The organism is Vibrio sp. 704 (assembly GCF_033339295.1).
In genome coordinates this window covers 142,899-166,808 of record NZ_JAWOUH010000007.1, presented here as the reverse complement: position 1 = coordinate 166,808, position 23,910 = coordinate 142,899, and the positions used below count along the sequence as shown (strand labels likewise).

The 23,910-nt window shown below is 45.0% G+C and carries 19 protein-coding genes; 9 read left to right on the top strand and 10 right to left on the bottom strand.

Going from position 1 to position 23,910, the window contains the following annotated elements; genetic code table 11:
* Positions 1-3 precede the first annotated feature (3 nt).
* The 3 genes from R7R24_RS12660 to R7R24_RS12650 all read right to left on the bottom strand — a co-directional run bounded on the left by R7R24_RS12660 (position 4) and on the right by R7R24_RS12650 (position 2,347).
* A complete protein-coding gene (locus R7R24_RS12660; protein ID WP_005384193.1) occupies positions 4-432 on the bottom strand; it encodes an ATP-dependent zinc protease in 429 nt (142 codons plus the stop codon).
* A 65-nt stretch (positions 433-497) separates the two neighbouring features.
* Positions 498-1,403, bottom strand: coding sequence for a 30S ribosomal protein S6--L-glutamate ligase (gene rimK / locus R7R24_RS12655; protein ID WP_005374224.1), 906 nt, complete (start codon positions 1,401-1,403; stop codon positions 498-500).
* A gap of 329 nt (positions 1,404-1,732) precedes the next feature.
* Complete coding sequence (locus tag R7R24_RS12650) at positions 1,733-2,347, bottom strand: TetR/AcrR family transcriptional regulator (protein WP_025768062.1); 615 nt, start codon at positions 2,345-2,347, stop codon at positions 1,733-1,735.
* 155 nt (positions 2,348-2,502) lie between these two features.
* Here R7R24_RS12650 and R7R24_RS12645 point away from each other — a divergent pair, with 155 nt between their 5' ends.
* Positions 2,503-3,516 carry an MBL fold metallo-hydrolase gene (locus tag R7R24_RS12645; protein WP_104980340.1) on the top strand — a complete coding sequence of 338 codons (1,014 nt, stop codon included), beginning with the start codon at positions 2,503-2,505 and terminating at the stop codon, positions 3,514-3,516.
* A gap of 95 nt (positions 3,517-3,611) precedes the next feature.
* Positions 3,612-3,956, top strand: a complete 345-nt coding sequence (locus R7R24_RS12640; protein WP_017635527.1) for a DUF5329 family protein — start codon at positions 3,612-3,614, stop codon at positions 3,954-3,956.
* On the opposite strand, the gene R7R24_RS12635 is transcribed toward R7R24_RS12640, so the two are convergent.
* Together R7R24_RS12635 and R7R24_RS12630 are read right to left on the bottom strand one after the other, a co-directional pair.
* Positions 3,924-4,823: a LysR family transcriptional regulator gene (locus R7R24_RS12635; protein ID WP_017635526.1), complete on the bottom strand. Its 900-nt coding sequence runs from the start codon at positions 4,821-4,823 to the stop codon at positions 3,924-3,926. The two genes, R7R24_RS12640 and R7R24_RS12635, sit on opposite strands and share 33 nt — an antisense overlap.
* 1,337 nt (positions 4,824-6,160) lie before the next feature.
* Positions 6,161-6,499, bottom strand: coding sequence for a YggL family protein (locus R7R24_RS12630; protein ID WP_005374208.1), 339 nt, complete (start codon positions 6,497-6,499; stop codon positions 6,161-6,163).
* A gap of 266 nt (positions 6,500-6,765) precedes the next feature.
* Between R7R24_RS12630 and R7R24_RS12625 the strand changes: the two genes are divergently transcribed.
* Complete coding sequence (locus R7R24_RS12625; protein WP_171342683.1) at positions 6,766-8,802, top strand: PhoX family protein; 2,037 nt, start codon at positions 6,766-6,768, stop codon at positions 8,800-8,802.
* 118 nt (positions 8,803-8,920) lie between these two features.
* Here R7R24_RS12625 and R7R24_RS12620 read toward each other — a convergent pair whose 3' ends face one another.
* A complete protein-coding gene (locus R7R24_RS12620; RefSeq protein ID WP_039989596.1) occupies positions 8,921-10,312 on the bottom strand; it encodes a glycoside hydrolase family 1 protein in 1,392 nt (463 codons plus the stop codon).
* 147 nt (positions 10,313-10,459) lie between these two features.
* Positions 10,460-12,520, bottom strand: a complete 2,061-nt coding sequence (locus R7R24_RS12615; RefSeq protein ID WP_171342681.1) for a sensor histidine kinase — start codon at positions 12,518-12,520, stop codon at positions 10,460-10,462.
* A 171-nt stretch (positions 12,521-12,691) separates the two neighbouring features.
* Between R7R24_RS12615 and R7R24_RS12610 the strand changes: the two genes are divergently transcribed.
* Positions 12,692-14,041 carry a sigma-54-dependent transcriptional regulator gene (locus tag R7R24_RS12610; RefSeq protein WP_005374204.1) on the top strand — a complete coding sequence of 450 codons (1,350 nt, stop codon included), beginning with the start codon at positions 12,692-12,694 and terminating at the stop codon, positions 14,039-14,041.
* 43 nt (positions 14,042-14,084) lie between these two features.
* Here the strand turns inward: R7R24_RS12610 and R7R24_RS12605 are convergent, their stop codons facing one another.
* Together R7R24_RS12605 and brnQ are read right to left on the bottom strand one after the other, a co-directional pair.
* Entirely contained in the window at positions 14,085-15,293 is a 1,209-nt protein-coding gene (locus R7R24_RS12605; protein WP_005374203.1) for a GGDEF domain-containing protein, read from the bottom strand.
* 103 nt (positions 15,294-15,396) lie between these two features.
* Positions 15,397-16,707, bottom strand: coding sequence for a branched-chain amino acid transport system II carrier protein (gene brnQ / locus R7R24_RS12600; protein ID WP_025768055.1), 1,311 nt, complete (start codon positions 16,705-16,707; stop codon positions 15,397-15,399).
* Positions 16,708-17,543: 836 nt separating this feature from the next.
* Here brnQ and R7R24_RS12595 point away from each other — a divergent pair.
* From R7R24_RS12595 to R7R24_RS12575, 5 genes are all read left to right on the top strand, one after another.
* Positions 17,544-18,554 (top strand): TAXI family TRAP transporter solute-binding subunit, encoded by a 1,011-nt coding sequence (locus R7R24_RS12595; protein WP_206946924.1) that lies wholly within the window; start codon positions 17,544-17,546, stop codon positions 18,552-18,554.
* Between the two features lie 88 nt (positions 18,555-18,642).
* Positions 18,643-20,766 carry a TRAP transporter permease gene (locus R7R24_RS12590; protein ID WP_017819722.1) on the top strand — a complete coding sequence of 708 codons (2,124 nt, stop codon included), beginning with the start codon at positions 18,643-18,645 and terminating at the stop codon, positions 20,764-20,766.
* Between the two features lie 8 nt (positions 20,767-20,774).
* Entirely contained in the window at positions 20,775-22,007 is a 1,233-nt protein-coding gene (gene lhgO, locus R7R24_RS12585; RefSeq protein ID WP_206946926.1) for an L-2-hydroxyglutarate oxidase, read from the top strand.
* Between the two features lie 195 nt (positions 22,008-22,202).
* On the top strand, positions 22,203-22,898 hold the full coding sequence (locus R7R24_RS12580; RefSeq protein WP_005374179.1) for a glycoside hydrolase family 19 protein: 696 nt from the start codon (positions 22,203-22,205) through the stop codon (positions 22,896-22,898).
* Positions 22,843-23,370 carry a hypothetical protein gene (locus tag R7R24_RS12575; RefSeq protein WP_224721277.1) on the top strand — a complete coding sequence of 176 codons (528 nt, stop codon included), beginning with the start codon at positions 22,843-22,845 and terminating at the stop codon, positions 23,368-23,370. The genes R7R24_RS12580 and R7R24_RS12575 overlap by 56 nt, the downstream gene beginning before the upstream one ends.
* A gap of 46 nt (positions 23,371-23,416) precedes the next feature.
* Here R7R24_RS12575 and R7R24_RS12570 read toward each other — a convergent pair whose 3' ends face one another.
* The gene (locus R7R24_RS12570) at positions 23,417-23,809 is read right to left on the bottom strand and encodes a hypothetical protein (protein ID WP_054579215.1); all 393 of its coding nucleotides are present in this window, start codon (positions 23,807-23,809) and stop codon (positions 23,417-23,419) included.
* Positions 23,810-23,910: the final 101 nt, after the last annotated feature.

Sequence of the window (23,910 nt, the reverse complement as noted above, 5' to 3'; positions counted from 1 at the left end):
GGGTTAAGATGCCAATAAGTGAGATTGGCTAGGATCAACGAGCACTTTGTCTGCCATGCCCTGACGACCTAACAACATCATGTAAGTCATTTTTTCACGGTTAGTCAACGTAATGTCGATTGGCCATTGTTGGTCGCCCATACGCAGCATCGTTGTGATCACGCAGCGGTGCTCAAAAGTACCGTTAGAAGATTTAACCTTACGGTTTGCTTTTAGTTTCGCTGTGCAGCGAACCACTTGTTCTAAATGGTATACATCTGGGTGCAGATCGAATGCAACATAAGACTGACCATCTTTTTCAAAGCAATCAATATTGTCTACATGTAATGAAGAGGTTTGAGCGCCTGTATCAATACGCGCTTCAAGGTGAGTAATCCCTAACTCTGGCAAGCAAATAGCTTCGGCATTCCCAATGATCATTTTCTGATTCATAGTGTCATCCTAGCGACGAGTAACAAGAGAGCCGGCTTTTGGCTCTCTTGTGCGTTAAACAAAAATCAACCTTTACCGCGAGTACGGTTTGAATTTGGCTTAGCGTTTTTCTCGATAAAATCGAAGATCATACCTGCAATGTTTTTACCAGTTGCTAGTTCGATGCCTTCTAGACCAGGGGAAGAGTTCACTTCCATTACCACTGGGCCATTTTTAGATTGAAGGATATCCACACCACAAAGGTTCAAGCCCATCACTTTCGCAGCATTTACAGCGGTCGCACGCTCTTCTTTGCTCAAACGCACGAGTTGTGCAGAGCCGCCACGGTGAAGGTTAGAACGGAACTCACCTTCTTTTGCTTGGCGCTTCATTGCGGCTATAACTTTATTTCCGACAACAAAACAACGGATGTCCGCGCCTTTTGCTTCTTCGATAAATTCTTGCACCATGATGTTAGCTTTCAAACCCATGAAAGCTTCAATCACGCTTTCTGCCGCTTTATTTGTTTCAGCAAGTACAACACCAATGCCTTGAGTGCCTTCTAGCAATTTAATCACTAGAGGTGCGCCACCAACGTTTTTGATCACGTCCTGAATGTTGTCAGGATGGTGAGCAAAGCCAGTGCGTGGCAAACCGATGCCTTTACGTGATAGCAGTTGTAATGAGCGCAATTTGTCACGAGAGCGGCTGATCGCGACAGATTCGTTGACACAAAATGTACCCATCATTTCAAACTGACGTACAACAGCAGTGCCGTAAAACGTAATAGATGCCCCAATACGCGGAATAACAGCATCGTATTGCGGTAATTCTTCACCCTTGTAGCGGATCTTAGGGTTGTTGCTCGTAATGTCCATATAACAGTGAAGCGTGTCGATCACATCGATTTGATGCCCACGTTCTTCACCCGCCTGTTTTAGGCGCATGGTTGAATATAAATTCTCATTACGAGAGAGAATAGCAATACGCATGGCAATTCCTTAGTAAGTCAGTACCAAATTAAAATATAAGTATAGAGCATAGAATGCAGTAGGCAGGTGATCATGTTATGACATAACCTACTTACTTCAACGATTTAGAATTGTGGTTGAACAACCACGTCGTCAGAGGTGCGCACCTTAGGGCGTTTTTTTGTGAGATGAAAACGAAAAAGCATCGTCGACACGACAAAAATATTTTATCAAACGCTCACGCCTTGCGGTATGAGACTGTCAAGGGTGAGATAAATAAAATTGAGCAAAAATTTCATCGCTTTGTCACGAATTATCGCTTAAAAAAGCGGCCAATTTGACCGCTGTTTTTAGCTGTTTTGATAGTGACTTAAAAAAAGTTCCGCCGTTTGGGTAGCTAACAGCCTAGATTCTTCATTCGACAAAGAGGGGCGAATTCCCATTAACTGCGGCCAGAATGCACTGCCTTTAAGTAAGTTGTGCAATTGAGTGCTTGCTATATGTACATCATCAATTTGCAAAGCGCCACTGTTCGATTTCTCAGTAAGCCAGCGGTACAGGGCGGTTTCCTGTTTCGACATTTGTTCTGCTTGTTCTTTGAGATCTTCCGGCTTAAATAAGAAGTGCCCAAATGCCACTTTTGCCAGCTCAATATAGTTTGGTTCCGTCACCACAATGATCTCGCTGTAGAGTAATTCAATCAATTGATCTTTGAGTGGCAGAGTGGCCAAGCGTTTAATATCGCTTTCCATCATTGACGAACGCCAAAGCTCAGTCAGCAACTCCGTCACGATCGCTTCCTTAGAAGGGAAGTGATTATAGACCGTGCGCTTAGAGACTTGTGCGATTGCAGAGAGCTTATCCATGCTGGTGTTTTGCACCCCAAACTCTTGGAACGCTTGCCTTGCCGCGCACAAGATGGCTTCTCTTTTGGTTTCGCTACGACTTTTTCTTTTTACATTCATAAGCTTGCTAAGTTAAGAAGATCATTTCTTGATCTATTTTACACTAAGTAGTTTACTTTTGATAATTAGAATGTAAACTGCACCGTGTAGTTTACATTTGTTCGGGTTAACTTTTTATGAAAAAAACTTTGCTAGCCACAGTAGGAGCGTTCGCGATGGGTACATCCATGATTTCTTGTTCTAATGTTGATACTGAAAAAGCGCCAACATACCCGGACAAATTTGCAAATACAGAGTTGGAATACAAAAGCGGTTTGGGCGACATGTTCGAAATCATGAAAGCGTATTTTACGACTGAGCGCTTTAACCCAACACCAACGATTGAAATTCCAGTGCATGCGATCACAGCGCGGCAACTGTTAGAAGAGCAAGATGACGTCATCTATCGTCTGGGTCATTCAAGCGTATTAATGAAGCTCGATGGAAAACTGGTAATGACCGACCCTGTATTCAGTGATCGCGCGTCTCCTGTACAATGGGCAGGGCCAAAACGCTTTCACCAACCCCCCATCACGATAGAAGATTTGCCAACTATCGATGTGGTGGTGATCAGTCATGACCATTACGATCACCTAGATAAAGCTTCTATTAAAGTGCTAGGCGATAAGGTGGGCACTTTCTTGGTGCCGTTAAAAGTTGGCCAATTACTGGTGAATTGGGGTGTACCCAAAGAGAAAGTGATCGAACTAGACTGGTGGGAGTCACACTCTGTTGACGGCATTGAATATACACTAACTCCGACTCAGCATTTCTCTGGTCGAGGTTTGACAGACCGCGATACGACGCTGTGGGGCAGTTGGGTTATCAATGCACAACAACACAAAGTGTTCTTCAGTGGTGACTCTGGTTACTTCAATGGCTTTAAAGAGATTGGCGAAAAGTACGGTCCGTTTGACTTCACCATGATTGAAACAGGTGCGTACAATGAACTCTGGTCAGACATTCACATGTTCCCAGAGCAAAGCGTTCAAGCACACATCGATGTGCAGGGCAAAGTGATGATGCCGATCCATAACAGCACGTTTGATTTATCAATGCACGATTGGAATGAGCCAATGCAACGTGCGTTAGACATCAGTGAAGAGCGCGGTGTTACGTTGGTGAGCCCTGAGATTGGTCAACGCTTGGCGATTGCGGAGCCTCAGCCTGCTAAGGCATGGTGGCAATAATTGCTGAGCTAAACAGCCAAACACCAGAATAGTTAAGTCACTTATCAGTAGTTACTATTAGTAGTTACGTGGTCAGGGATAAGGATAAAGGTGCGATGAAAGCAAAGTGGACGTTGTTACTTACATTAAGCATTCTGCCCACCTTTGCACTAGCAGGGGTAGAGCAAGATATCTCGACGTTGATAAAACGAGTTGAGCAATCCTCTTGCACCTTTATCCGCAACGGCAAGGCGTACACTAATCAAGAAGCGGCAGAACACATGCGCAATAAATGGGATTACGCCAAAGATGACGTTGATTCCGTGGATGTGTTTATAAAAGAAGTTGCGTCGAAAAGTTGGTTATCTGGCAAACCATATTGGGTGGATTGCCAAGAGGAACGCATTACCAGCGAAGAGTGGCTAACATCATTGATGCGCACCACCGATCACATCCAATAACACTTCTTTGATGGTCTGATAGCGCAGAGGTAGAGCACGACTGCGCTTACGAACCAGAAATAGCTCTTCACATACAGTGTTTTTCAGTTGAGCAATGTATAACGTGTCTTTTAGTGGAAAATTGTCGACCGCACTTTGAGGCAGCACGGTGAAGCCAAGTCCTTTGCTGACAGGCAGCAAAATTTGGCTCAATTGATTTACGTAGCCGGATAATGGTAAATCGCTCATCTTAATTTCTTGGAGCTGTGGTTCTTCACATTGGTCAAAAAACAGCGTCATGTAATGCTCGGCATCAGGGTGGCTAATGACACCACAGTCATGCAAGAGTTGTGGCGTTATCTGCTTATTTTGATAATGCTTTGGCAGAACCAAGCACAACCTCTCTTTACCAATTCGCTCACTGTGAAACAGACCTTTGTTGGGAACATCAGTCACGATACCAATATCGATGTGCCCTTGCGTTATGGCGTTGAGAATAGATTGATTTGGCGCGGCTTCTAAATGTAACGATAAGCTCGGGTGCTGTTTTTGCTTCTCCAAAATGGGCCCATACAACATTAACGCCATTGCACCAGAACAAGCCAGTTTACAATGGCCTGAAAACGCATCATCAAAACTGAGCTCTTCGAGCAGCTTCTTCTCTCTATCTTCTAACTCGAGCGCATATGCGTAGACAATCCTGCCTTGCTCGGTTAATTCGAAGCTTTTGTTTTCGCGCTTGATCAAGGCATGCTGACAGCTTTGCTCTAATTTTTTGATGTGTTGGCTGACGCCAGGCTGAGTCATAAAAAGTTTTTCTGCCGTTTGCGTAAAATGACCGACTTCAATCAATGTCTTAAATGTATGTAACCAAACAGGATTAAGCATAGTGTGTGATTTTCTGAGAGCTTTGTTGGGAGACGTAAAGAAAATGATAGCACGGTGTTTTATGAAAACAGAGAAGACTTAAACGATAAAAGATGAATCGCTATCAATACATTACAGACAAAATAAAACCCCGCCAGGTTTCCCAGACGGGGCTTATTCTTTTTCGCAGCAATCCAGCTACTAATAGGTGCTCCCTGCATCTATCCTTGATTGTGGCTAAGTCCTTTAACCGAGTTCCTTGTTCATCGCCTTCCTAGCGGTGTCCATTCTTGCCTATCATCCTGACGGGCGAACTCTATCCTAGAGCTTAACTACATCCTTGCTGACAACTCATCCTAAGCTATCAAATCTTCATCCTGAAGATACCCAATCCTTTAGGCTTTTTTCCTGTTCCCGCCAACATCCTGTCGACAAGTTGAGTATTGATGTTTTGCTGATTTGACTCAATTAACTTTTCTAAATTATTTTTACTTATTATTTTAAGTGAATTTAAATATTACTTTTAAATCATATGCTTAATGTTTTTTCTGGCATTGCTCTTAGAGGTGATTAATCTATTTGCTTACAACTCTTGTAAGAGATCTCGCACAGGTTTGGTGGTGAATGTATTAATGTGCGCTTTTTGTTCCGAGTTCTGTGGATTGAACTGGATCACAATGCGTTAAAAGGGAGGCGATAAAGATGAAAGTGAATTGATCTTGAGTAGAGATTTGTTTGAAAAGAAATAAAAAATCTTGCGGTTTTTATAAACAGTATGGTAAATCTGAAATGCCCACCTTGTTAATCCTTATTAAGATTCAATGACAGTATAAGTAGGGAACTTGATTGCCATTTTTCTGTCATATCTGGTGAGTAAGTTAACTGTGTCAGATAGATAATATGCCGTTTGCCAGTAAAAACAGGCTGCAAGAAATCGGTAATTATCATTATGTTGTGAAATTGGTCACGGTTAAATTATTGATTCCCTTATAGATTGAAGGGGATACGACCTTAGACAATAAGCTCCATGAGGAGCGTTACTTATATAAGATGAGGGACTTTACTATGAAAAAGACTAGAAGAGCTCAGCTACATCGTGTGCGTATTCAATACTGGAAAGACACGAAAGACGCCCCAGCTAAAAAATCATAGTTAATTATACCTAAAGGCACGAGCTGGCTGTGGAACACAGTTTCCCGTTGATTGCCAGCTCAAAAACACCACAATCACATTCACTCCGCGCAACTTCCCAAACCCCTATTTTTACTATCGCATTCTTCAAAAAATAAAAAAGCCAGTCTTAAGACCAGCTTTCTCTACCATTTACTGAGCTCTGCGTATTACAGGTTGCCCTTTAGTTACAGGTAGTTGGCGTCAACTAGTTCGCCCGCTTGCGCGCTTTTCACTTCTGGACGTGCTTCTAACCATTTAATAACTTGCGCTTTCTGTTCTTCAGTCGCACTGCCGTAACGGTCAGTAGAACATAGGAAGCCTTCAAACAGTTCTAGACCACCGCCACCGAAGCAAAGACCAAGCTCGTCAATGTAGTCGATAAAGTCATCAACGAATGCATCGTAACGGTCGAAGTCGTTAATGTCTGTTTCACAGCTGATCTCGAAACCTAGGATTGCGAACTCACCTAAGAACAGCTTTTTACGGATACGACGGCTCTTGTTATCGATCTTGTCTAATTTCATGATTATCTCTCGTAGATGATTTGATTTCGTACACCTTATACCTTCTATCACACTTTAGCCCAAGTAAAATCAGAATGAAGCGATACAGTTGGTGATTATGTGACCAGAATTTAATTGCTTCGTTAGCTGTGTTGGTTGGTTTGCAGTATTGTTGAAACACAAGTTTCATATGTTTTAAGCACTTTTGTCATTTTTCTTATCCAAACTTCTTGCCGTTCAACTAATCACTTATTTATTAATTAAACTATAAGATCGGGAAAGTAAAAATGAGCAAGGAAACCTTTGACGCGACGCGTTATAACCAAAGTGAAAACAAACCATTTGAAGAAGTATTAGAAGCGAGCCTATCTCGACGCAGCATTCTGAAAGGTGGTTTAGGTATCAGTGCGATGACAGCGTTTGGTGCTTTCGGATTGGCTGGTTGTAACTCGTCTGACTCAGGGAGTACAGTAAGCAGTGGTTCGGGCGCATCTAAAGCCGTTCTTAACTTTGAATCTATCCCAGGCTCACTCACTGACGCAGTTTCAATTCCACAAGGCTACACCGCACAAGTACTAGTACCTTGGGGAACACCACTTAATGCGCAAGGCAGCGCATGGCAAAATGATGGTACCAACACCAGTACCGATCAGTTAAATGCGCTAGGCATGCACCATGACGGCATGCATTTTTTCCCATTGAACGATAGCACTACAGATGGCTTGCTATGTATTAACCACGAGTACATCGACACATCAGCACTGCATCCAAATGGTCCGACGGTTGAAAATGGCGTACGTACCATTGTAGATGAAGTGCGCAAAGAGATTAACGCGCACGGTGTGTCAGTGGTTCGAATTCAACTGGAAGACAACATGTGGAAGTTGGTTGATACCGATCCACTAAACCGTCGTTATACTGGTGCGACAGTCATGGATTTGTCTGGCCCGGTGGCCCACACATCTTTAACTGTCACTCGTTTCTCGCCAGATGGCAGCCAAGCGCGTGGTACGTTAAACAACTGTGGCAACGGCTACACGCCGTGGGGCACGTACTTAACGTGTGAAGAGAACTGGCCTGGTTACTTTGTTAACGCCGGGACTCGTACAGAAGAGCAAGATCGCATTGGTGTTGATGACCAAAGCACACGCTACTTGTGGGAAACATTAGCAGGAAATGCAGAAGAGCGTCTTGATGAGTTCTCTCGCTTTAATGTGGCTCCAACAGGAGCAAGTGCGATGGATGATTACCGTAATGAAGCCAATGGTCACGGTTACATTGTCGAGATTGACCCTTACACGCAAAACTCACGTGCGAAGAAACGCACTGCGCTAGGTCGTTTCCGTCACGAGGGCTGTACTTTCGGTAAGCTTGAAGAAGGCAAACCAGTGGTATTTTATTCTGGTCACGATTCTCGCTTTGAATACCTATACAAATTTGAATCTGCGGCAGCGTGGGATCCAGCAGATGCTAACCCTGATAACCGCTTGGCGATGGGTGACAAGTACATGGACGAAGGCACACTGTATGTGGCGCGCTTCAATGAAGACAGCACAGGTACTTGGTTACCATTAACGCTTGATAGCGTAACAACCGCTGGTGGTACGTTAGCGGATCACTTTGATTCACTGGCTGAAATTATCATCAATACTGCGGGTGCGGCGGATTTAGTTGGAGCAACACCAATGGATCGACCAGAGTGGTGTACGGTTGATCCATTCACGGGTTCAGTATATTTAACATTGACGAACAATACGCGCCGTACAGATGAAACCAATCCTGCGAATCCACGTTTGAATAATAAGTTTGGTCATGTTATTCGTTGGGATGAAGGTGCTTCAGCAACTGACTTTACTTGGGATATCTTTGTGTTTGGTTCGCCAGCAAATGGTGATGCAGATACCAACCGTTCTGGCTTGAATGAGTTAAACCAGTTTGCGAGCCCAGACGGCTTAGCGTTTGACCCTCGCGGTATTCTGTGGATTCAAACAGACAACGGTGCAGACGAAGTGACGTCTTACACCAATGACCAAATGCTTGCGGTTGTACCTTCTAAGCTGACGGATGAAAACGGCACACAAGAAGTGATCGGTGCAGAAAACCAAGCTGAGTTGAAACGTTTCTTTGTTGGCCCTAACGGCTGTGAAGTGACGGGCTTTACCATTAGCCCAGACTACAAGTCTCTGTTCGTGAACATTCAGCACCCAGGCAACTGGCCTTACAGCGACAATGCAGCAGAAGAAACACCTGCGGGGATGACACTGCGTCCACGTGCCGCGACGGTGGTTATTCGCCGTGAAGACGGTGGTGAAATTGGTGTTTAACCAATAGGTCATACGACTGAATATCGGGAATAAGAAAAGCCCTGCGTTTGCAGGGCTTTGTTTTTTCTATCTAAATACACATGCACTTTGTATCTAGGCTTGTATCTAGATAATAAGCTTAGTTTTTCAGCGAGCCGCCCGCAGTGCGAATCACATCTTGATACCAGAAGAAGCTCTTCTTACGTTTACGTTCTAACGTACCTTGACCATCGTTGTGGCGATCAACGTAGATGTAACCGTAACGTTTGCTCATTTCAGCGGTTGAGTTCGCGACCAAATCGATTGGTCCCCAACTGGTGAAGCCCATCAGCTCAACGCCATCCAAAATTGCTTCATGTGCTTGTACAAGATGGTCGTTCAAGTAAGCGATGCGGTAATCATCTTGAATCTCACCGTTTTCATCGATTTCATCACGCGCACCTAGGCCGTTTTCTACGACGAACAGTGGCTTTTGGTAGCGGTCGTGAAGGAAGTTCAGCAGAACACGCAGGCCTTTTGGATCGATCAGCCAGCCCCATTGGCTCTTTTCAAGGTATGGGTTTGGTACGCTATCGACGATGTTACCCACTTCTTTCTGTTTCGGATCCGCACTTGCACAGCCGCTTGCGTAGTAGCTGAATGAGATGAAATCGACACTCGCAGACGCAATTTCTTCTAAGTCGCCTGCTTCCATCTGAATTTCGATGCCGTTTTCACGGAAGTAACGCTTCATGTAGCCTGGGTACTGACCACGTGTTTGTACATCACCGAAGAACAACCACTTGTTGTTTTCATGCATGGCAGCAAGCACGTCATCAGGGTTACAGGTGTATGGGTAGTTGATTGCGCCAAGCAGCATGTTACCAATCTTGCCGTTGGGTACGATTTGCTGACACAGTTTTACCGCTTTTGCGTTGGCGACTAGTTGGTGGTGAATCGCTTGGTAAATCTCTTGTTCACTGGCGTCTTCTTGCAAACCAACACCAGTAAATGGTGCGTGTAGAGACATGTTGATTTCGTTGAACGTTAACCACAGCTTCACTTTGTCTTTGTAGCGTTCCAGCACGGTGCGGGCATAACGTTCGAAGAATTCGATGACGCGACGATCGCCCCAACCGCCATAGTTTTCAACCAGTGCGTAAGGCATTTCGTAGTGAGATAAAGTTACGAAAGGTTGGATGTTATGCTCGGCAAGTTCGTCAAAAATTTTATCGTAGAACGCCAAACCTTCTTCGTTAGGTTCTAGCTCGTCACCGTTCGGGAAGATGCGGCTCCACGCTAAAGACAGGCGCAGACAGTTAAAGCCCATCTCTTTGAATAGCGCAATGTCTTCTGGGTAGCGATTGTAGAAGTCGATCGCCACGTCTTTGATACCCGGCGTACGCTCTTCACGAGTTTGATGCGGACTCAAAATACCGTTTGGCAGCATGTCTGATGTCGATAACCCTTTACCCCCAAGGTTGTACGACCCTTCTACTTGGTTTGCAGCAATGGCACCGCCCCAAAGAAAATGTTCAGGAAACTTAATCATGTTTCTCACTCTTTATCGTTCGGAAGTTATTCGTTTTATTTGCTTGAGAATAGTGTAGGTCAAGGAGGGATTCTTGTATCGAGATCGTGTTTTTCTCAAACAGCGGGGATGCCTAGTTCTAATGATGATTTTGTAATCAATATCACCTTAGGCTGATTTGAACAATAAAGTGAAAGTCAGCCCATTTTGTTCATTCCTATGCACGGTAATTTGTCCGTTCATATCACGCATATTGTTGGCCGTAATTGCTAAACCCAGCCCTAAGCCTTCACCAATTTTCTTTGAGGTTTGGAAGGGCTCGAACATGGATTCAAGCATCTCATCCGACACGCCGCAGCCATTATCACTGACGATCAGTTCGACCCGATTGCCGGTTGGATTGACGATCAAGTTGAGCTGCGGGTTGGTGGTATTGTTCATTGCGTCTAGCGCATTCGAGACAAGATTACCGAGCACCTGAAGCAGTCGTTGTTCTTCACCCATGATGTTAGGTAAGTCATGAGGAACTCGAACACGTACATCCACCTTGTCTAATTGGGATTGATAAACGCGTAAGGTTTCTTCGAGTGCGGAGGTAAGAGAAATCGCTTGTAGGCTTTCTGGTTTGTTATAGGCGAACGTCTTTAACTGGCTAGTCATGCTTGCCATGCGATCAATCAGCTTCTGCACCAATACATTGTTGGCTTTCATCATCTCGGTTTCGCCACGTTCTGCTAACAGTTCGTTTGTTGTGAGCAGGGTACGCAAACCAGTCAGTGGCTGATTGAGTTCATGAGTAATCGCGCTCGACATGCGACCCAAGGCGGCCATTTTGCTCGATTCAATCAACTGGCTTTGTGCTTCTTTTAGCGCTTGAGTTCGCTCTTCAACTCGCTGCGCCAGTTCTTGGTTGACCTGTTGCAGTGATTGCTCGGCTTTTTTCCGCTTGCTGATGTCGATGATCGTCGCAAGGAAATACTGCTCGCCATGCCAAGGGAAACTGGTCAGTGAGAACAAGACAGGGAAGACGCTACCGTCACTGCGTCTGGCAATGGTTTCGACCGTGCTGATCTCTGCGAGCTCTTTATGCTTAGGCAGGTCCTTTAGTAACTTAAGTGTTGTGGAATTGGGATTGCCAGCGTCGAATAACTCCCAAGCAAAAGCGTGTCGATTGACGCTTTCTGGTAAACAGAACAAACGTTTCGCCATTGGGTTGAGGTCGAACAGTTGCCCTTGTTCATCAATCAATAGCAAACCAACGTGGGTTTTATTGATCATCTGTTTCAAGCGGCGTTGGGACTCTTCCAACAGAGCTTGAATTCGTTGTTGATTGATGTGCTTTTGTCGTCGTTGTAAGCCAATGATGACGAGCAATACAACCAATAAGAGCAGCGCTGCTACGCTCCAACCAATCACATTGATGGTTTGTTGAATCGGCTTAGAAGGGGTGAGGTAGCTGACGTACCAATTCAAATCATCTAATTTAACGGTGTGTGCAAAATAACGCTGTTGGTTGAGCGTCCACACACTGATGTTGGTGTTGTCGTATAAGCGTTGCGTTTCTAACTGAACGGTGTTGCTCGGTTCGTTAAACCAGTCTGCGTTATAGAGCGAGCTGCTCGATAGGAAAAAGCGTTGCTGACGGTTCTGCAACGTAATGATGTCTTGGCTAGTAATGGTCTGTTCGGTCAATAGGCTAAGGTTGATTTGCACCACCACAATGCCAGCGATATCCAGACCATCGTAGATAGGGGCTGCAAGATAATACAATGGGCTCGAACCTTTGGTTTTGTTCACCAAGGAAACACCGCCGCCTTGGTTGTGAATTTGTTCCACAATGGCTTTTCGGTCAGACAGGCTAAAGCGCTCTTCGATCAAACTTGAGACCAATACTTCGCCAGAGTTAGACAGGATTAGCCAACCTTCCGTATTGGCGGCTTTATCTAGTTGAGTCAGTTGGGTTTGCAACGGTTCGTAATAAGTCAGATTCCCTTTCACAAAAGCGATGGTTTCTGGGTTATTGGTGACGAGGTAAGGTAAGTGGTAGAAACGTTTGAGTGCACGGCGAACTTCACCGATATAGTCGAGCAGTTTTTGTTGAGCTTCGGTTTGAGTTTGTACGCTCAACCATTGACGAGCAACCTCTCTGCTGGCGCTATAACAAGACAACATCAGCACTGCTGCAATTACGACCACAAGCCACGTTTTGCCATTCCTTTTGCGCTGCATACTGACTCCGTTCAGCTAGTGCGTTCTCACCGAGAGTCATTAAAGAGTGCGCCTAACTGGTTGGATGTTAAAGACTTGTAAGCAAGAAGTGAGATCTAGCTCCTTTTCTCCTCAGTGGTTTTTGCTACCGTTAGCAAAGAGCGATTTCTATTCCACCTACGGTAGTAACTCATGGCTTTTGACGACACCCCTAAAATTGCACTTATCGAAGACGATGACATTGTTCGTCAGGCTACCAGTCAGTGGCTGCAACTGGCGGGGTTCGACGTGACCGCATTCAGTTTAGGAGAAGAGGGGAAAGCGGCCATTCTTAGCCAAGAATTTGATGCGATTGTCAGTGATGTTCGCCTGCCGGACACCGACGGCTTGTCGATACTAGAAAGCCTGATTGCTAATCACATCCCAACGCCAGTTATCTTGATCACCGGACATGGTGACGTCGATATGGCAGTAGGGGCGTTACAAAACGGTGCGTTCGATTTTATTGAGAAACCTTTCCAACCTGAGCGTTTATCCCAACGAGTAACCGAAGCGGTCGAGAGCTATCGCGCACAAACGTCTACTCAAGATCGCCAAGAGTACCTATCTAGCGTTAGCGGCTTAGAAGAGGTGTTGATTGGGCGAAGCCGAGTGATGCAACAGCTTAGAGAACAAGTAGCCAAGTTAGCACGCATTGATACTAACGTGATCATTTACGGCGAAACAGGTTGTGGTAAAGAGCTGGTGGCGACCAGTTTGCATAATGAAAGCCAACGCAGATCCTATCATTTTGTGCCAATCAACTGTGGCGCTATTCCTGAGAACCTGTTTGAAAGTGAGCTGTTTGGGCATGAAGCAGGGGCATTTACCGGAGCGGGTAAAAAGCGCATTGGTAAGTTGGAATACGCGGATAAAGGCACTTTATTCTTTGATGAAATCGAGAGTATGCCGCTGTCCATGCAGGTGAAAGTGTTGCGTTCATTACAGGAACATACGGTAGAGCGCGTTGGGGGCAACCAACAGATCTCAGTTGATTTGAGAGTGATCGCCGCCGCGAAAGAAGATCTCAATGATCATGACGAGTTTCGTCAGGATTTGTACTATCGTCTTAATGTGGCGCAGATCTATTTGCCACCGCTACGTGAGCGAGAAGATGATGCGTTGATCTTGTTCGAACACTTTGCTCTGAAAAGTAACCCTGAGAGCCGCCCACTGAGTGAAGCCGATAGAAAGGCCATTCTTGCTTACTCTTGGCCTGGTAACGTACGTGAGCTTAGGAATGTAGCGATGCGTTTTGCATTGGATGAAACCGTCTCCGTAATGGAAATTCTCTCTAGTCGACCATCCTCAACAACCGAAGAGACGCATGCGGGCGTGCCGTTGGCGATTCAGCTACATAACTTTGAACGTAAGGTGCTACATGATTCTTTAGTCAGGCATCATGGACGCATCAATGAGGTGATGCAGGAGTTGGATTTACCACGTCGAACCCTTAACCAAAAGATGCAGAAGTTTGGTTTGAATCGCTCCGACTATACTTAGTACGATTTCTAGCTAATGTAAAATCATTGGCATAACAAACATGTTATGCGCTTTTGGCAGGAGCTGGGACAAACTTATAATTTAGGTCTTTACCTTCTCCAAACAAGGTAACGAGGTTCCTTCCAGTATGTTTAGAGCTATATAGCGCTTCGTCTGCTTCAGCAAGCGCCTCTTGAAGTGATTGCCCCTCAGATAACTGACTGATACCAAAGCTCATGGTCACTTCAGTTTTAAATGATTGCAAAGCGGTTTCAGTTTCGACCGCAAGGCGAATTTGCTCTGCGACAATTTTGGCTTGTTGTGCTTTTTCGAGCAAAACAATCATGAACTCGTCACCACCAAATCGCACAATGCAGGCTGACTCAGGAAGATGCTTTTTAAAAATAGTGGAGATCGTTGCCATGACGGAGTCGCCAACCGTGTGACCATAGTGATCATTAATCGCTTTGAACTTGTCGACATCAGTCATAATAATGCTGATTGCTTGGCTTTTTTTATGTGCTTTACTAACCAAGTTTGGAACGATTTCTTCCATGGCTCGACGATTATATAGCCCTGTGAGTGCATCTAAATGAGAGAGATCATTTATGGATTGCACCAAGCGTCCGTTAATTAACCACAGCATACTAAAGCTCAAAGCAACGATCAGGCAGATGCTAAATAAGAAAGTCAGCTGATGGATAAGGCCTGCGACCATAAAACTTGGTAACTCACCTGAAAAAGTACTCCAAAGCGCCCTAAATCCCATAAAAAAACTAAATCCAAAGAAAGAGTAAGCCATTGCTTTAACAGGGAGCTTTAAGTCCTTTTGGGTACCTTTAAGCATGGCGACACCACTAAAGAAGGTGACGATACAAATATACATGCTCAGATAAATAATGCGGCTTTTGATAGAAGGGTCATGGAAGGTGAAATAGTAAAATGAACCACTGAAAACAGGTGTTAACAAGGTAAGACAGTGAGCCAATTTTAAAGGATATTGACGAAAAATGCTTACGCTATATAGCGTAAGCAAGAAGCCGACTAATATGAGAGTGTTGGCTATGACGATGGTCAGCCAGTCTGGCGCAGAGCCTCTAAAGCCAAGTAAAAAAGGGCCTAAACCAATAAACAGTAGTGATATCGAGAAGGTTTTTAAGCCTTTGACTCTACCCTGAGTGTATTGATAACAAAGCAGACTAATAGAGTAAATGCAAGAGAACAGAATAACGATAAAGTTCAGTGTTCTGATGTCTAGATACTGATTATCCATAGGCGACCCATATCAATCTTTCATTCAGGCAACTCCTTTGCCTGATATCAATAAGCGAGCTACATAGTAACGCACTTATTGAGCGATGTCTTATGTTAAACGGCTATTCATTCACCAGCTCGAATTGTTCGGTTTGGTTGGTTTTCGTCGTAAACAGCAGACCAACAATCATCATAAATACGCTAGGCACAATCCAGCTAGCAAAGTCATTGTACAGAGGCATGTAATTACCCATCCACTCATCAGTGGAACTTGGCATGTAACCTAGGATGTGCAGCGCATCAACACAACCAAACGTTAGAGCAGTGAACGCCGTCGCGACGACCATGATTTGCGACATCTTGTTGCGCACCGGTGCCATGATCATCAACGCAATCGCTACTGGGTGAAGCGCCACAACCGCTGGTAATGTGATAGCCAATAGTTGCTCCAGACCTACGTTGGCGATTAAACCTGCCAATACCATGGTCGTGATAACGCAGCCTTTGTAGTTCACTTTGCTGAAGGTGTTGTCGTAAAACTCACTGCCTGCGGTGGTTACGCCGATAGCAGTAGTCAAACACGCTAATACCATCACGGCACCTAGTAATAGTGAACCAAATGCGCCGAAGTGGCTGAAGGTGAATGCCGTTAAAATGTCGCCACCATTGCTGAACTCAGAACCCAAGTATGAGCTTGTCGAGCCAATGTAAGCCAATGAGATGTAAACAAACGCCATGGCAACCGCGTACATCAAAGCTGCGATTAGCGTGTATTTTGCGGTGGCTTTCGGGCAATCCACACCCATGCTGCGAATCGCGCGGAAGATAATCCAACCAAAACCGATAGAACCTAGCGCATCCATGGTCATGTAGCCTTGGGTTAAGCCTTCAGCAAATGCGCCAGATACGTATGGTCCCGTTGCGGCAGTTAGCTCGCCTGCAGGAGAAACCAAAGCAGTTACAGACATGATGATCAAGATTGCCATCAAGGCTGGCGTTAAGATCTTACCTAGGTTGTCGACCAACTTACCCGGATATAGGGCAAATAGAATGGTGATGGCACAGAAGGCAATAGTGAAAGGCACCAAAGCTGCGTCACCAAACATTGGCGCAAAGCTGAATTGGTAAGCCACGGTAATTGCACGTGGGATTACGAACGCAGGGCCAATCACAATAAATACCATCACCCAAAAACTGGTCGCCAAAGGTTTAGGTAGGGCTGCGGTTAATTTGTCTGAACCGTTTACGATAGCGACCATCACTAGTGCCATTGCAGGCAGACCTACACCCGTTAAGAGGAAGCCAGACATCCCGCTCAGAAAGTTTTCACCTGCTTGATAACCCAAAAATGGAGGGAAGATCAGGTTACCTGCGCCTAAGTACATGGCGAAAGTCATGAAGCCCAAAGCGGCGATATTGCGTGCGCTTAACATTGTTATTCCTCTTATGTTTCGCTTGGAAGAAACTGAAAGGAATGGGAGGAGTATGTGGTGTTCCCGTCAGCTTCTTCTCAAGCTGACAGAAAGTTTAGATATAGCCTGTCAGCTCTGAATCAGTTTCAAAGAGAGCAGGAGGATCGCAGCAGCAACACCAGATGGGCGTTTTAAAGCGAATTGTAATTGCGCAGTTGCTGACATGGGTGATCCTTAATGACGAAAAAATACCAAGGAATACGTTTGCCTTGGCGTGTTGTTACCCTAACGAACATAGGGCTATTGGCACAACCCCGAAGTAGAAAATAAGTTGATACGGTCAATGTTTGTTTCTGAACTGGTGGATCGAACTGCTTTTTAAATTCAAAATTAGAATAAATGACTTTTCATTTCTGTAACATGGCTTGTTTTGCTGTATTTTTGTGCTATTTGTAGTTGTTTAGGCTATAAACCTCAGCTGATAAATTGAGCAGTTTAGAATGATGCGCTTTTTCTTCTTATTGTTAAGACGCTCATTAGTTGCAGTTCAATCCAAAATTGCATCGGCAAAATATTGCTTATTAGTGAATCGTGCATTTATTTTGTCTTGATCACATTTTTTTAACCTTTTGCGATCTAGGCGTGCAACCTTCTTCTCTTCAATGAGCAAGATCTTGCTCATTACTTTGCTATCAAATCAGCATAATTTTGCTCATTTTTGATGTCTTTCAGCACTTAGTTCAATAAATACAAAGGGTTAAAAGTTGGCATTTCAATTGCTCCAGGGAATGTGTTGTTAATAAAGATTTAACATGATGTAAATCCCCAATCGTGAAACGACTACACGGAGAGTAATAATGAAAATGAATAAGCTGGTAAAAGCTTTGGCTGTCGCTGTGACTTCTTTTGGTATTGCTGCTAACGCTGCGGCAGAAGATCGTAGCTACATTCTTGCAACGGCATCGACAGGTGGTACTTACTACCCTGTGGGCGTAGCGTTGGCGACGTTAAGCAAAGTGAAATTGGCACCAAAGCACCACTTCTCCCTTTCTGCAATCAGCTCTGCGGGCTCTGGTGAAAACGTCAAACTGCTTAACGAAAACGAAGCACAGTTCGCGATTCTACAAGGCCTTTATGGTGCTTGGGCTTGGTCTGGTGAAGGTCCTTATGAGAAGAGCGGTCGCCAAGAGCAGCTGCGTTCAGTCTCTATGTTGTGGCAAAACGTTGAGCACTTTATTGTTCGTTCTGACCTAGCAAAAACGGGCACAGTGACTGACCTGAACAACCTTGATGGCAAGAAGTTCTCCATCGGTAAGAAGAACTCAGGTACTGAAAACTCTGGTCGCCAAATCATGAAAGGTCTGAAAGTAGATCCTGATAAATTCAATCTTGCTTACATGGGTTACGGCGGCAGTGCGAGCGCACTTCAAAACGGCACCATTGACGGCATGAACACGCCTGCGGGTGTACCTGTTGGTGCGGTCACTCAAGCTTTTGCTGCGCTGGGTCAAGACATTTCGATTCTTTCGTTTACTGACGAGCAAATCAAAGAGGCGAACGGTAACTACAACCTATGGACGAAGTACGAGATCCCTGCGAACACGTACCCGGGTCTAGATAAGCCGATCACCACCATTGCACAGCCTAACTTCTTGGCAGTTCGTGAAGATATCTCGGAAGAAGACGTTTACCAACTAACCAAAGCGATCTACGAGAATCTGCCTTTCCTACAAGGTATCCACAAAGCAACAAAAGCAATGGCGATTGAGAAAGCGATCGCTGGCTTGCCAGTGCCTCTTCACCCAGGCGCGGCGCGTTACTACAAAGAAATGGGCATCGAAATCCCATCAGACCTAATGGCGAAATAACGCTAACTTGGCCCCGAGTTTCGGCTCGGGGCATTTTATCCCTACCGATTTCTAAGATGGAAAAAGCCGCCAGAGCTTGGAGTATGAGATGAGCGACTCAATAGAAAAGGAATTGCAGAAGTTTGAGCTGCCCACGCGCACTGATTTTCCGTGGGTAACCACCACAATCACAGTGTTTGGCGTGGTGTTGTCTGCTTTGCACATTTGGTTTAATACCTTATCGACGTTACCAGAGTTATGGATTTCCGCGACCCACTTTGCTGGCTTTGCGGTGATTTGTGCGCTTTGGTATCCGGCTCATATCTCTCTCAAGCAGAGTAAGATTGCACTCGGTATCGATGTGTTAATTGCCATGGGCGCGGTCGCGTGTTTGCTCTACATTCCCTATGCCGAAGATGCACTCTACGAACGTGGTGTGAAGTTCGTGACCAGCGATTGGGTCTTCGCCATCATGGCAATCCTGATTGTGATTGAGCTTATCCGACGCACCATGGGTTGGTTTATTCCAGTGCTGATTGTGGTGTGTTTAAGCTACGTTGTGCTTTGGGGGCAGTGGGCGACAGGCATTTTCCACTTCCCGGGTTTGAGCATGGAAACCTTGCTCTACCGCAGCTTCTATTCTTCTGAGGGCATGTTTGGTTCTATCTCGCGCATCAGTTGGACTTTTGTATTTATGTTCATTCTGTTTGGTGCGTTTCTTGTTCGCTCTGGTGTCGGTGATTATATAATCAATGTGGCACGTGCTGCGGCTGGCAAAATCATCGGTGGTCCCGGTTTTATTGCGGTGATTGGCTCCGGTTTGATGGGCTCAGTATCGGGCTCTAGTGTGGCAAATACGGTTTCCACCGGTGTTATCAGTATTCCTTTAATGCAAAAAGCAGGTTTCCCTTCGCGCTTTGCGGCGGGTGTTGAGGCTGCAGCGTCGACAGGTGGTCAGTTGATGCCACCAGTAATGGGCGCGGGTGCTTTCATCATGGCGTCTTACACGCAAATTCCGTATGTTGATATCATCGCGGTGTCTTTTATTCCTGCTCTTATTTATTTCTTATCTGTTGCGTTCTTTGTGCGTATCGAAGCCAAACGCAGCGGCGTTCAAAAAATCACGACCAGCGATGAATCTCTAATGAAAGTGCTGATCAGCGGTTGGCACAACCTTATCCCACTGGCGGTGTTGGTTACTTTGTTGGTTCAAGGCTTTACGCCAACTTACGCTGCGGGCTTGTCGATCATTTCAGTAGTGGTGGCTTCTTGGTTCTCGAAAGATCACAAGATGGGACCAAAAGCGATCATCGAAGCACTTTCGCAAGGCGCGAAAAACATGGCGACAACAGCCGTATTGCTGGTGGGTATCGGTTTGGTGATCAACGTGATCAGCACAACGGGTATCGGCAACACGTTCTCACTGATGATCGACGGTTGGGCGAATGGCGACTTGTTCGTCATGATCGTTCTGATTGCGCTCGCTTCTCTTGTTTTGGGTATGGGCTTGCCTGTGACAGCGGCGTATATTGTGTTGGGCACACTGTCTGCCCCTGCGCTTTACAAGTTGATTGCGGAAAACCAATTGCTTGAATTGATGGTGTCGGGTCAATTGCCAGAACAAGCAAAAGCCATCTTCATGTTGGCGGCGCCAGAAAAGCTGGAACTGCTTAATGCTCCAATGGCGTTGGAAACCGCGAAAGAAATGGTGGCGCTAGTACCTGCGGACTTTATGGAAACTCTACTAGAGCAAAGTTTGGGTATAGAAGCAGTAGGCTTGGCGTTGCTGGCTGCTCACCTCATCATCTTCTGGTTATCGCAAGACAGCAACGTAACGCCTCCAGTGTGTTTGACCGCCTTTGCTGCGGCAACCATCGCTAAAACACCGCCAATGCGTACCGGTTTGATGGCATGGAAAATCGCTAAAGGTTTGTATCTTGTACCGCTGCTGATTGCTTACACAGGCTTAGTAAGTTGGGATGTAACGTCGGTAATTACCGTGGGCTTCTTCGCCATCATCGGAACCTATGCGTTGATTGGTGCGATTGAAGGCTACTTGGAAGGTCCTCTAAACATTCTGACTCGTCTCTTGTTGGTAGTGGTGGGTACATTGCTGGTTTGGCACGACATCCCAATGTTGGTTCGTGTGGCAAGCTGCGCGGTATTTGTCGCGGTGTTCATTTACAGTGGTCGCAAGTTCAAATTGCAACAATCTCAACTCTCGGTTTTATAAGAGGTCGTATGAAATCAGTCTATGACTACATTATTGTCGGTGGCGGTATCGTTGGTGTGTCGACGGCATGGCAACTGCAGCAACGTCACCCAGACAAATCCATTTTATTGGTTGAGAAAGAGTCCGGTTTTGCGAAGCACCAAACCGGACACAATAGCGGCGTGATTCATGCTGGGGTGTACTACGCACCGGGCAGCCTAAAAGCCGATTTTTGTAAGCGTGGGGTAGAGCGAACCATTTCGTTCTGTGCTGAGCGCGATATTCCGGTGGAGAACTGTGGCAAGTTGTTGGTTGCGACAAACGAGCAAGAAGTCGAACGCATGAATGCGCTTTATGAGCGCTGCCATGTCAACGGCATTGACGTAAAGCTACTCGATGAAGTTCAGCTTAAACTCGCTGAGCCAAACATCACGGGCTTGGGCGCGATTTATGTCAAAACCACCAGTATTGTCGATTATCGTTTGGTCACTGAGCAGATGGCGGAAGAGTTCAAAAAGCTCGGAGGGCAAATTAGCCTTAGGACCAAAGTTGTGGCTGCCGAAGAGAAGGATGAAGAAGTCCAACTGACCTGCATTTCAGACGGTCAAACGATGCAGCTCAATGCCAAATTCTTGGTCACTTGCAGCGGCTTGATGGCGGATCGCATGACTAAGATGATGTCTATTCCGACCGATTTCCAAATCATTCCTTATCGTGGTGAATACTACCGCTTAGATAGCAAACACGACCAGGTGGTGAATCATCTTATTTATCCAATTCCAGACCCTGACTTGCCTTTCTTGGGTGTCCACCTGACTCGCATGATTGACGGCAGTGTGACCGTCGGTCCAAACGCGGTGCAAGGCTGGAAGCGAGAAGGGTACGACAAGGTTAACTTTAGCCTGCAAGATACCATGCAAATGCTCAGCTTCTCCGGCTTTTGGAAGGTGACACAAAAGCATCTAAAAACCGGACTGGATGAGTTTAAGAACTCGTGGTGGAAGCCGGGCTACCTCAAGTTGGTCAACAAATATTGCCCAAGCATCAAGGTCGACGATCTCAAACCATATCCTGCGGGGATTCGTGCGCAAGCGGTGTTATCCGACGGAACCTTGGTTCATGACTTCTTGTTTGCCGAAAGCGCCAGAAGCCTGCACGTTTGCAACGCCCCCTCTCCAGCAGCGACATCTGCAATGCCTATTGGAGAGTACATTTGCGATAAAGTAAATGAGAAGATAGAGGCGAAAACCGAGACGGTTTAACAGTAAAAAGCCATGTTAAAATATATGAGCGAAAAGAATGCTTTTCTAGAATATTGACTGGTATGTTATTTGCCGCACAATAATGTAATTAGTATGTAAGAAATGGTTTTAAAATGTCGTAATACAATGTCAACTTCAAATTTTATAGGTGATTTTTTGTTCTTTCAGTTTTAATCTTCATCAGATGGAGGGACTATGATTACAAAACAGCACCTTAGAAAAGTATGGAAGAATGAAACTAAAGTTTCAGAAGACTATTTAGTGATTATAAGCAAAGAACTTTCTATGAAGATCTCTGAATGTAAGTTAGACAGTGAACTGAGACTGTCACACTTTGTCGCTCAATTAGCAAAAGAGGTTGGTCCTGGAATGAGAATGGAGGAAAACCTGAATTATTCAGTTCAAGGATTGAAAAGCACTTTCAGAGTTTATCGGAATAGGCCGGCGTTAGCTGAAAAGCACGGGAGAAAAAATGCCATCAATCAAAAAGCAAACCAAGAAGCGATAGCAAATAATGCCTATGCCATGAAAATAGGCAATGGTGATGCAAGTACCGGAGATGGATGGAAATATCGCGGTAGAGGAATGATACAGTTAACAGGGAAAGGAAACTATTTAGCGACAGAAAGCATACACGCAAATATTTGGAACGAAAATACGAGTTTCTCTTCTTCGCCTCAGTTAGTTGCTCAACCTAAATATGCCATCAGGACTGCTATGATTTTTTGGCTGAAGAATAAGCTATATTTAAAAGCCGATAAGGGAGCATCTAGAACGGTGACTGATAGTATTACTAGGGTTATTAATAAAAATACAGATTCATATGGACAACGACATGAGATATTTACCGAACTGTATAAAAAAGGCATTTTCAAAGAAATTTTTAAGTAGGGCTTTTGGAGCTTGTTTGATAGTACATTACCCTGCATTTTCCTTTCAGTTAACTAGTGTCGACGATGGTTATTTGCTGACTGATAATAAGTTTGAATCGGATTATATGGTATATACTCCGGGCGCGAAGGAAGCGGAAATTACTGATGCATATGACTTCACTTGTGTTGGTAGCAAAATCGAAGTGGTTAAAATTAGAAGTGAAATTAACAATGCCGTGACTCATGGAGAGCAGCTCCAATATTACTTTTTTCTTGTTACTGAGAATAAAGCTTACTGGCCACTTAGAATTGTTGAATCTTTCCAGACCGTGGACAAAGATTCCCAGGAATTAGTGTCAGAACATTTACCTTTCACAAAAAATGATGACCTTGGGTTAGCTTGTGATTTAGTTAGGCCTCAGGTTGAAAGCTATTACTTTTCCCAAGCTTTTGAAGCGATACCTAAACATACCCACAATAAAGGCGACTGAATCAGTCGACTTTATTGTGTCGGCTGTAGAGTCGTAGTGTCTATTGCTATTTAGGGCAGAGTTCCCCTTTCTTTGCGTGTCTTTCTATCATGTAATCGCCTCGGGCACTGTGTAATACAATTGCATTCCAGACTTGACCATCTTGCAACTCGAACTCAAACGCATAATGGGTGCCGCCGACCATTTTGGTTCTCACCTCATGAATTGCTCTCAATTTATCATCGGCATTCATTTGATAAAGCACCATGTTGAGTGAGCGTCTGGCGTCAGGAGTTGCCTCAGCAAGTTGCCAATGACCCTGCTCGTTTGTTGCGGAGCAAATAGACCGCATTTTACTTTTCATGGCGGATGACATCTGCTTGTCTACGGCCAATGCATTTGGTGAAAACAGTGGAACCGTCAAAAGAATCAAAGTTACCAGAAACTGCTTTAAGGTCATAAAAACACTCCGTTGTTTTACTCTTGCTTGAGTATAGACCTCAATAGCTTCAGATGTGGTGCAGTTGACTCCGGGCCTACAATATCGCAGTTCGTATCAAC

Coding starts and splice junctions, on each gene's coding strand:
- R7R24_RS12660 (WP_005384193.1), bottom strand. CDS start 432: ATGAATCAGAAAATGATCATTGGGAATGCCGAAGCTATTTGCTTGCCA.
- rimK (WP_005374224.1), bottom strand. CDS start 1,403: ATGCGTATTGCTATTCTCTCTCGTAATGAGAATTTATATTCAACCATG.
- R7R24_RS12650 (WP_025768062.1), bottom strand. CDS start 2,347: ATGAATGTAAAAAGAAAAAGTCGTAGCGAAACCAAAAGAGAAGCCATC.
- R7R24_RS12645 (WP_104980340.1), top strand. CDS start 2,503: ATGGGTACATCCATGATTTCTTGTTCTAATGTTGATACTGAAAAAGCG.
- R7R24_RS12640 (WP_017635527.1), top strand. CDS start 3,612: ATGAAAGCAAAGTGGACGTTGTTACTTACATTAAGCATTCTGCCCACC.
- R7R24_RS12635 (WP_017635526.1), bottom strand. CDS start 4,823: ATGCTTAATCCTGTTTGGTTACATACATTTAAGACATTGATTGAAGTC.
- R7R24_RS12630 (WP_005374208.1), bottom strand. CDS start 6,499: ATGAAATTAGACAAGATCGATAACAAGAGCCGTCGTATCCGTAAAAAG.
- R7R24_RS12625 (WP_171342683.1), top strand. CDS start 6,766: ATGAGCAAGGAAACCTTTGACGCGACGCGTTATAACCAAAGTGAAAAC.
- R7R24_RS12620 (WP_039989596.1), bottom strand. CDS start 10,312: ATGATTAAGTTTCCTGAACATTTTCTTTGGGGCGGTGCCATTGCTGCA.
- R7R24_RS12615 (WP_171342681.1), bottom strand. CDS start 12,520: ATGCAGCGCAAAAGGAATGGCAAAACGTGGCTTGTGGTCGTAATTGCA.
- R7R24_RS12610 (WP_005374204.1), top strand. CDS start 12,692: ATGGCTTTTGACGACACCCCTAAAATTGCACTTATCGAAGACGATGAC.
- R7R24_RS12605 (WP_005374203.1), bottom strand. CDS start 15,293: ATGGATAATCAGTATCTAGACATCAGAACACTGAACTTTATCGTTATT.
- brnQ (WP_025768055.1), bottom strand. CDS start 16,707: ATGTTAAGCGCACGCAATATCGCCGCTTTGGGCTTCATGACTTTCGCC.
- R7R24_RS12595 (WP_206946924.1), top strand. CDS start 17,544: ATGAAAATGAATAAGCTGGTAAAAGCTTTGGCTGTCGCTGTGACTTCT.
- R7R24_RS12590 (WP_017819722.1), top strand. CDS start 18,643: ATGAGCGACTCAATAGAAAAGGAATTGCAGAAGTTTGAGCTGCCCACG.
- lhgO (WP_206946926.1), top strand. CDS start 20,775: ATGAAATCAGTCTATGACTACATTATTGTCGGTGGCGGTATCGTTGGT.
- R7R24_RS12580 (WP_005374179.1), top strand. CDS start 22,203: ATGATTACAAAACAGCACCTTAGAAAAGTATGGAAGAATGAAACTAAA.
- R7R24_RS12575 (WP_224721277.1), top strand. CDS start 22,843: ATGAGATATTTACCGAACTGTATAAAAAAGGCATTTTCAAAGAAATTT.
- R7R24_RS12570 (WP_054579215.1), bottom strand. CDS start 23,809: ATGACCTTAAAGCAGTTTCTGGTAACTTTGATTCTTTTGACGGTTCCA.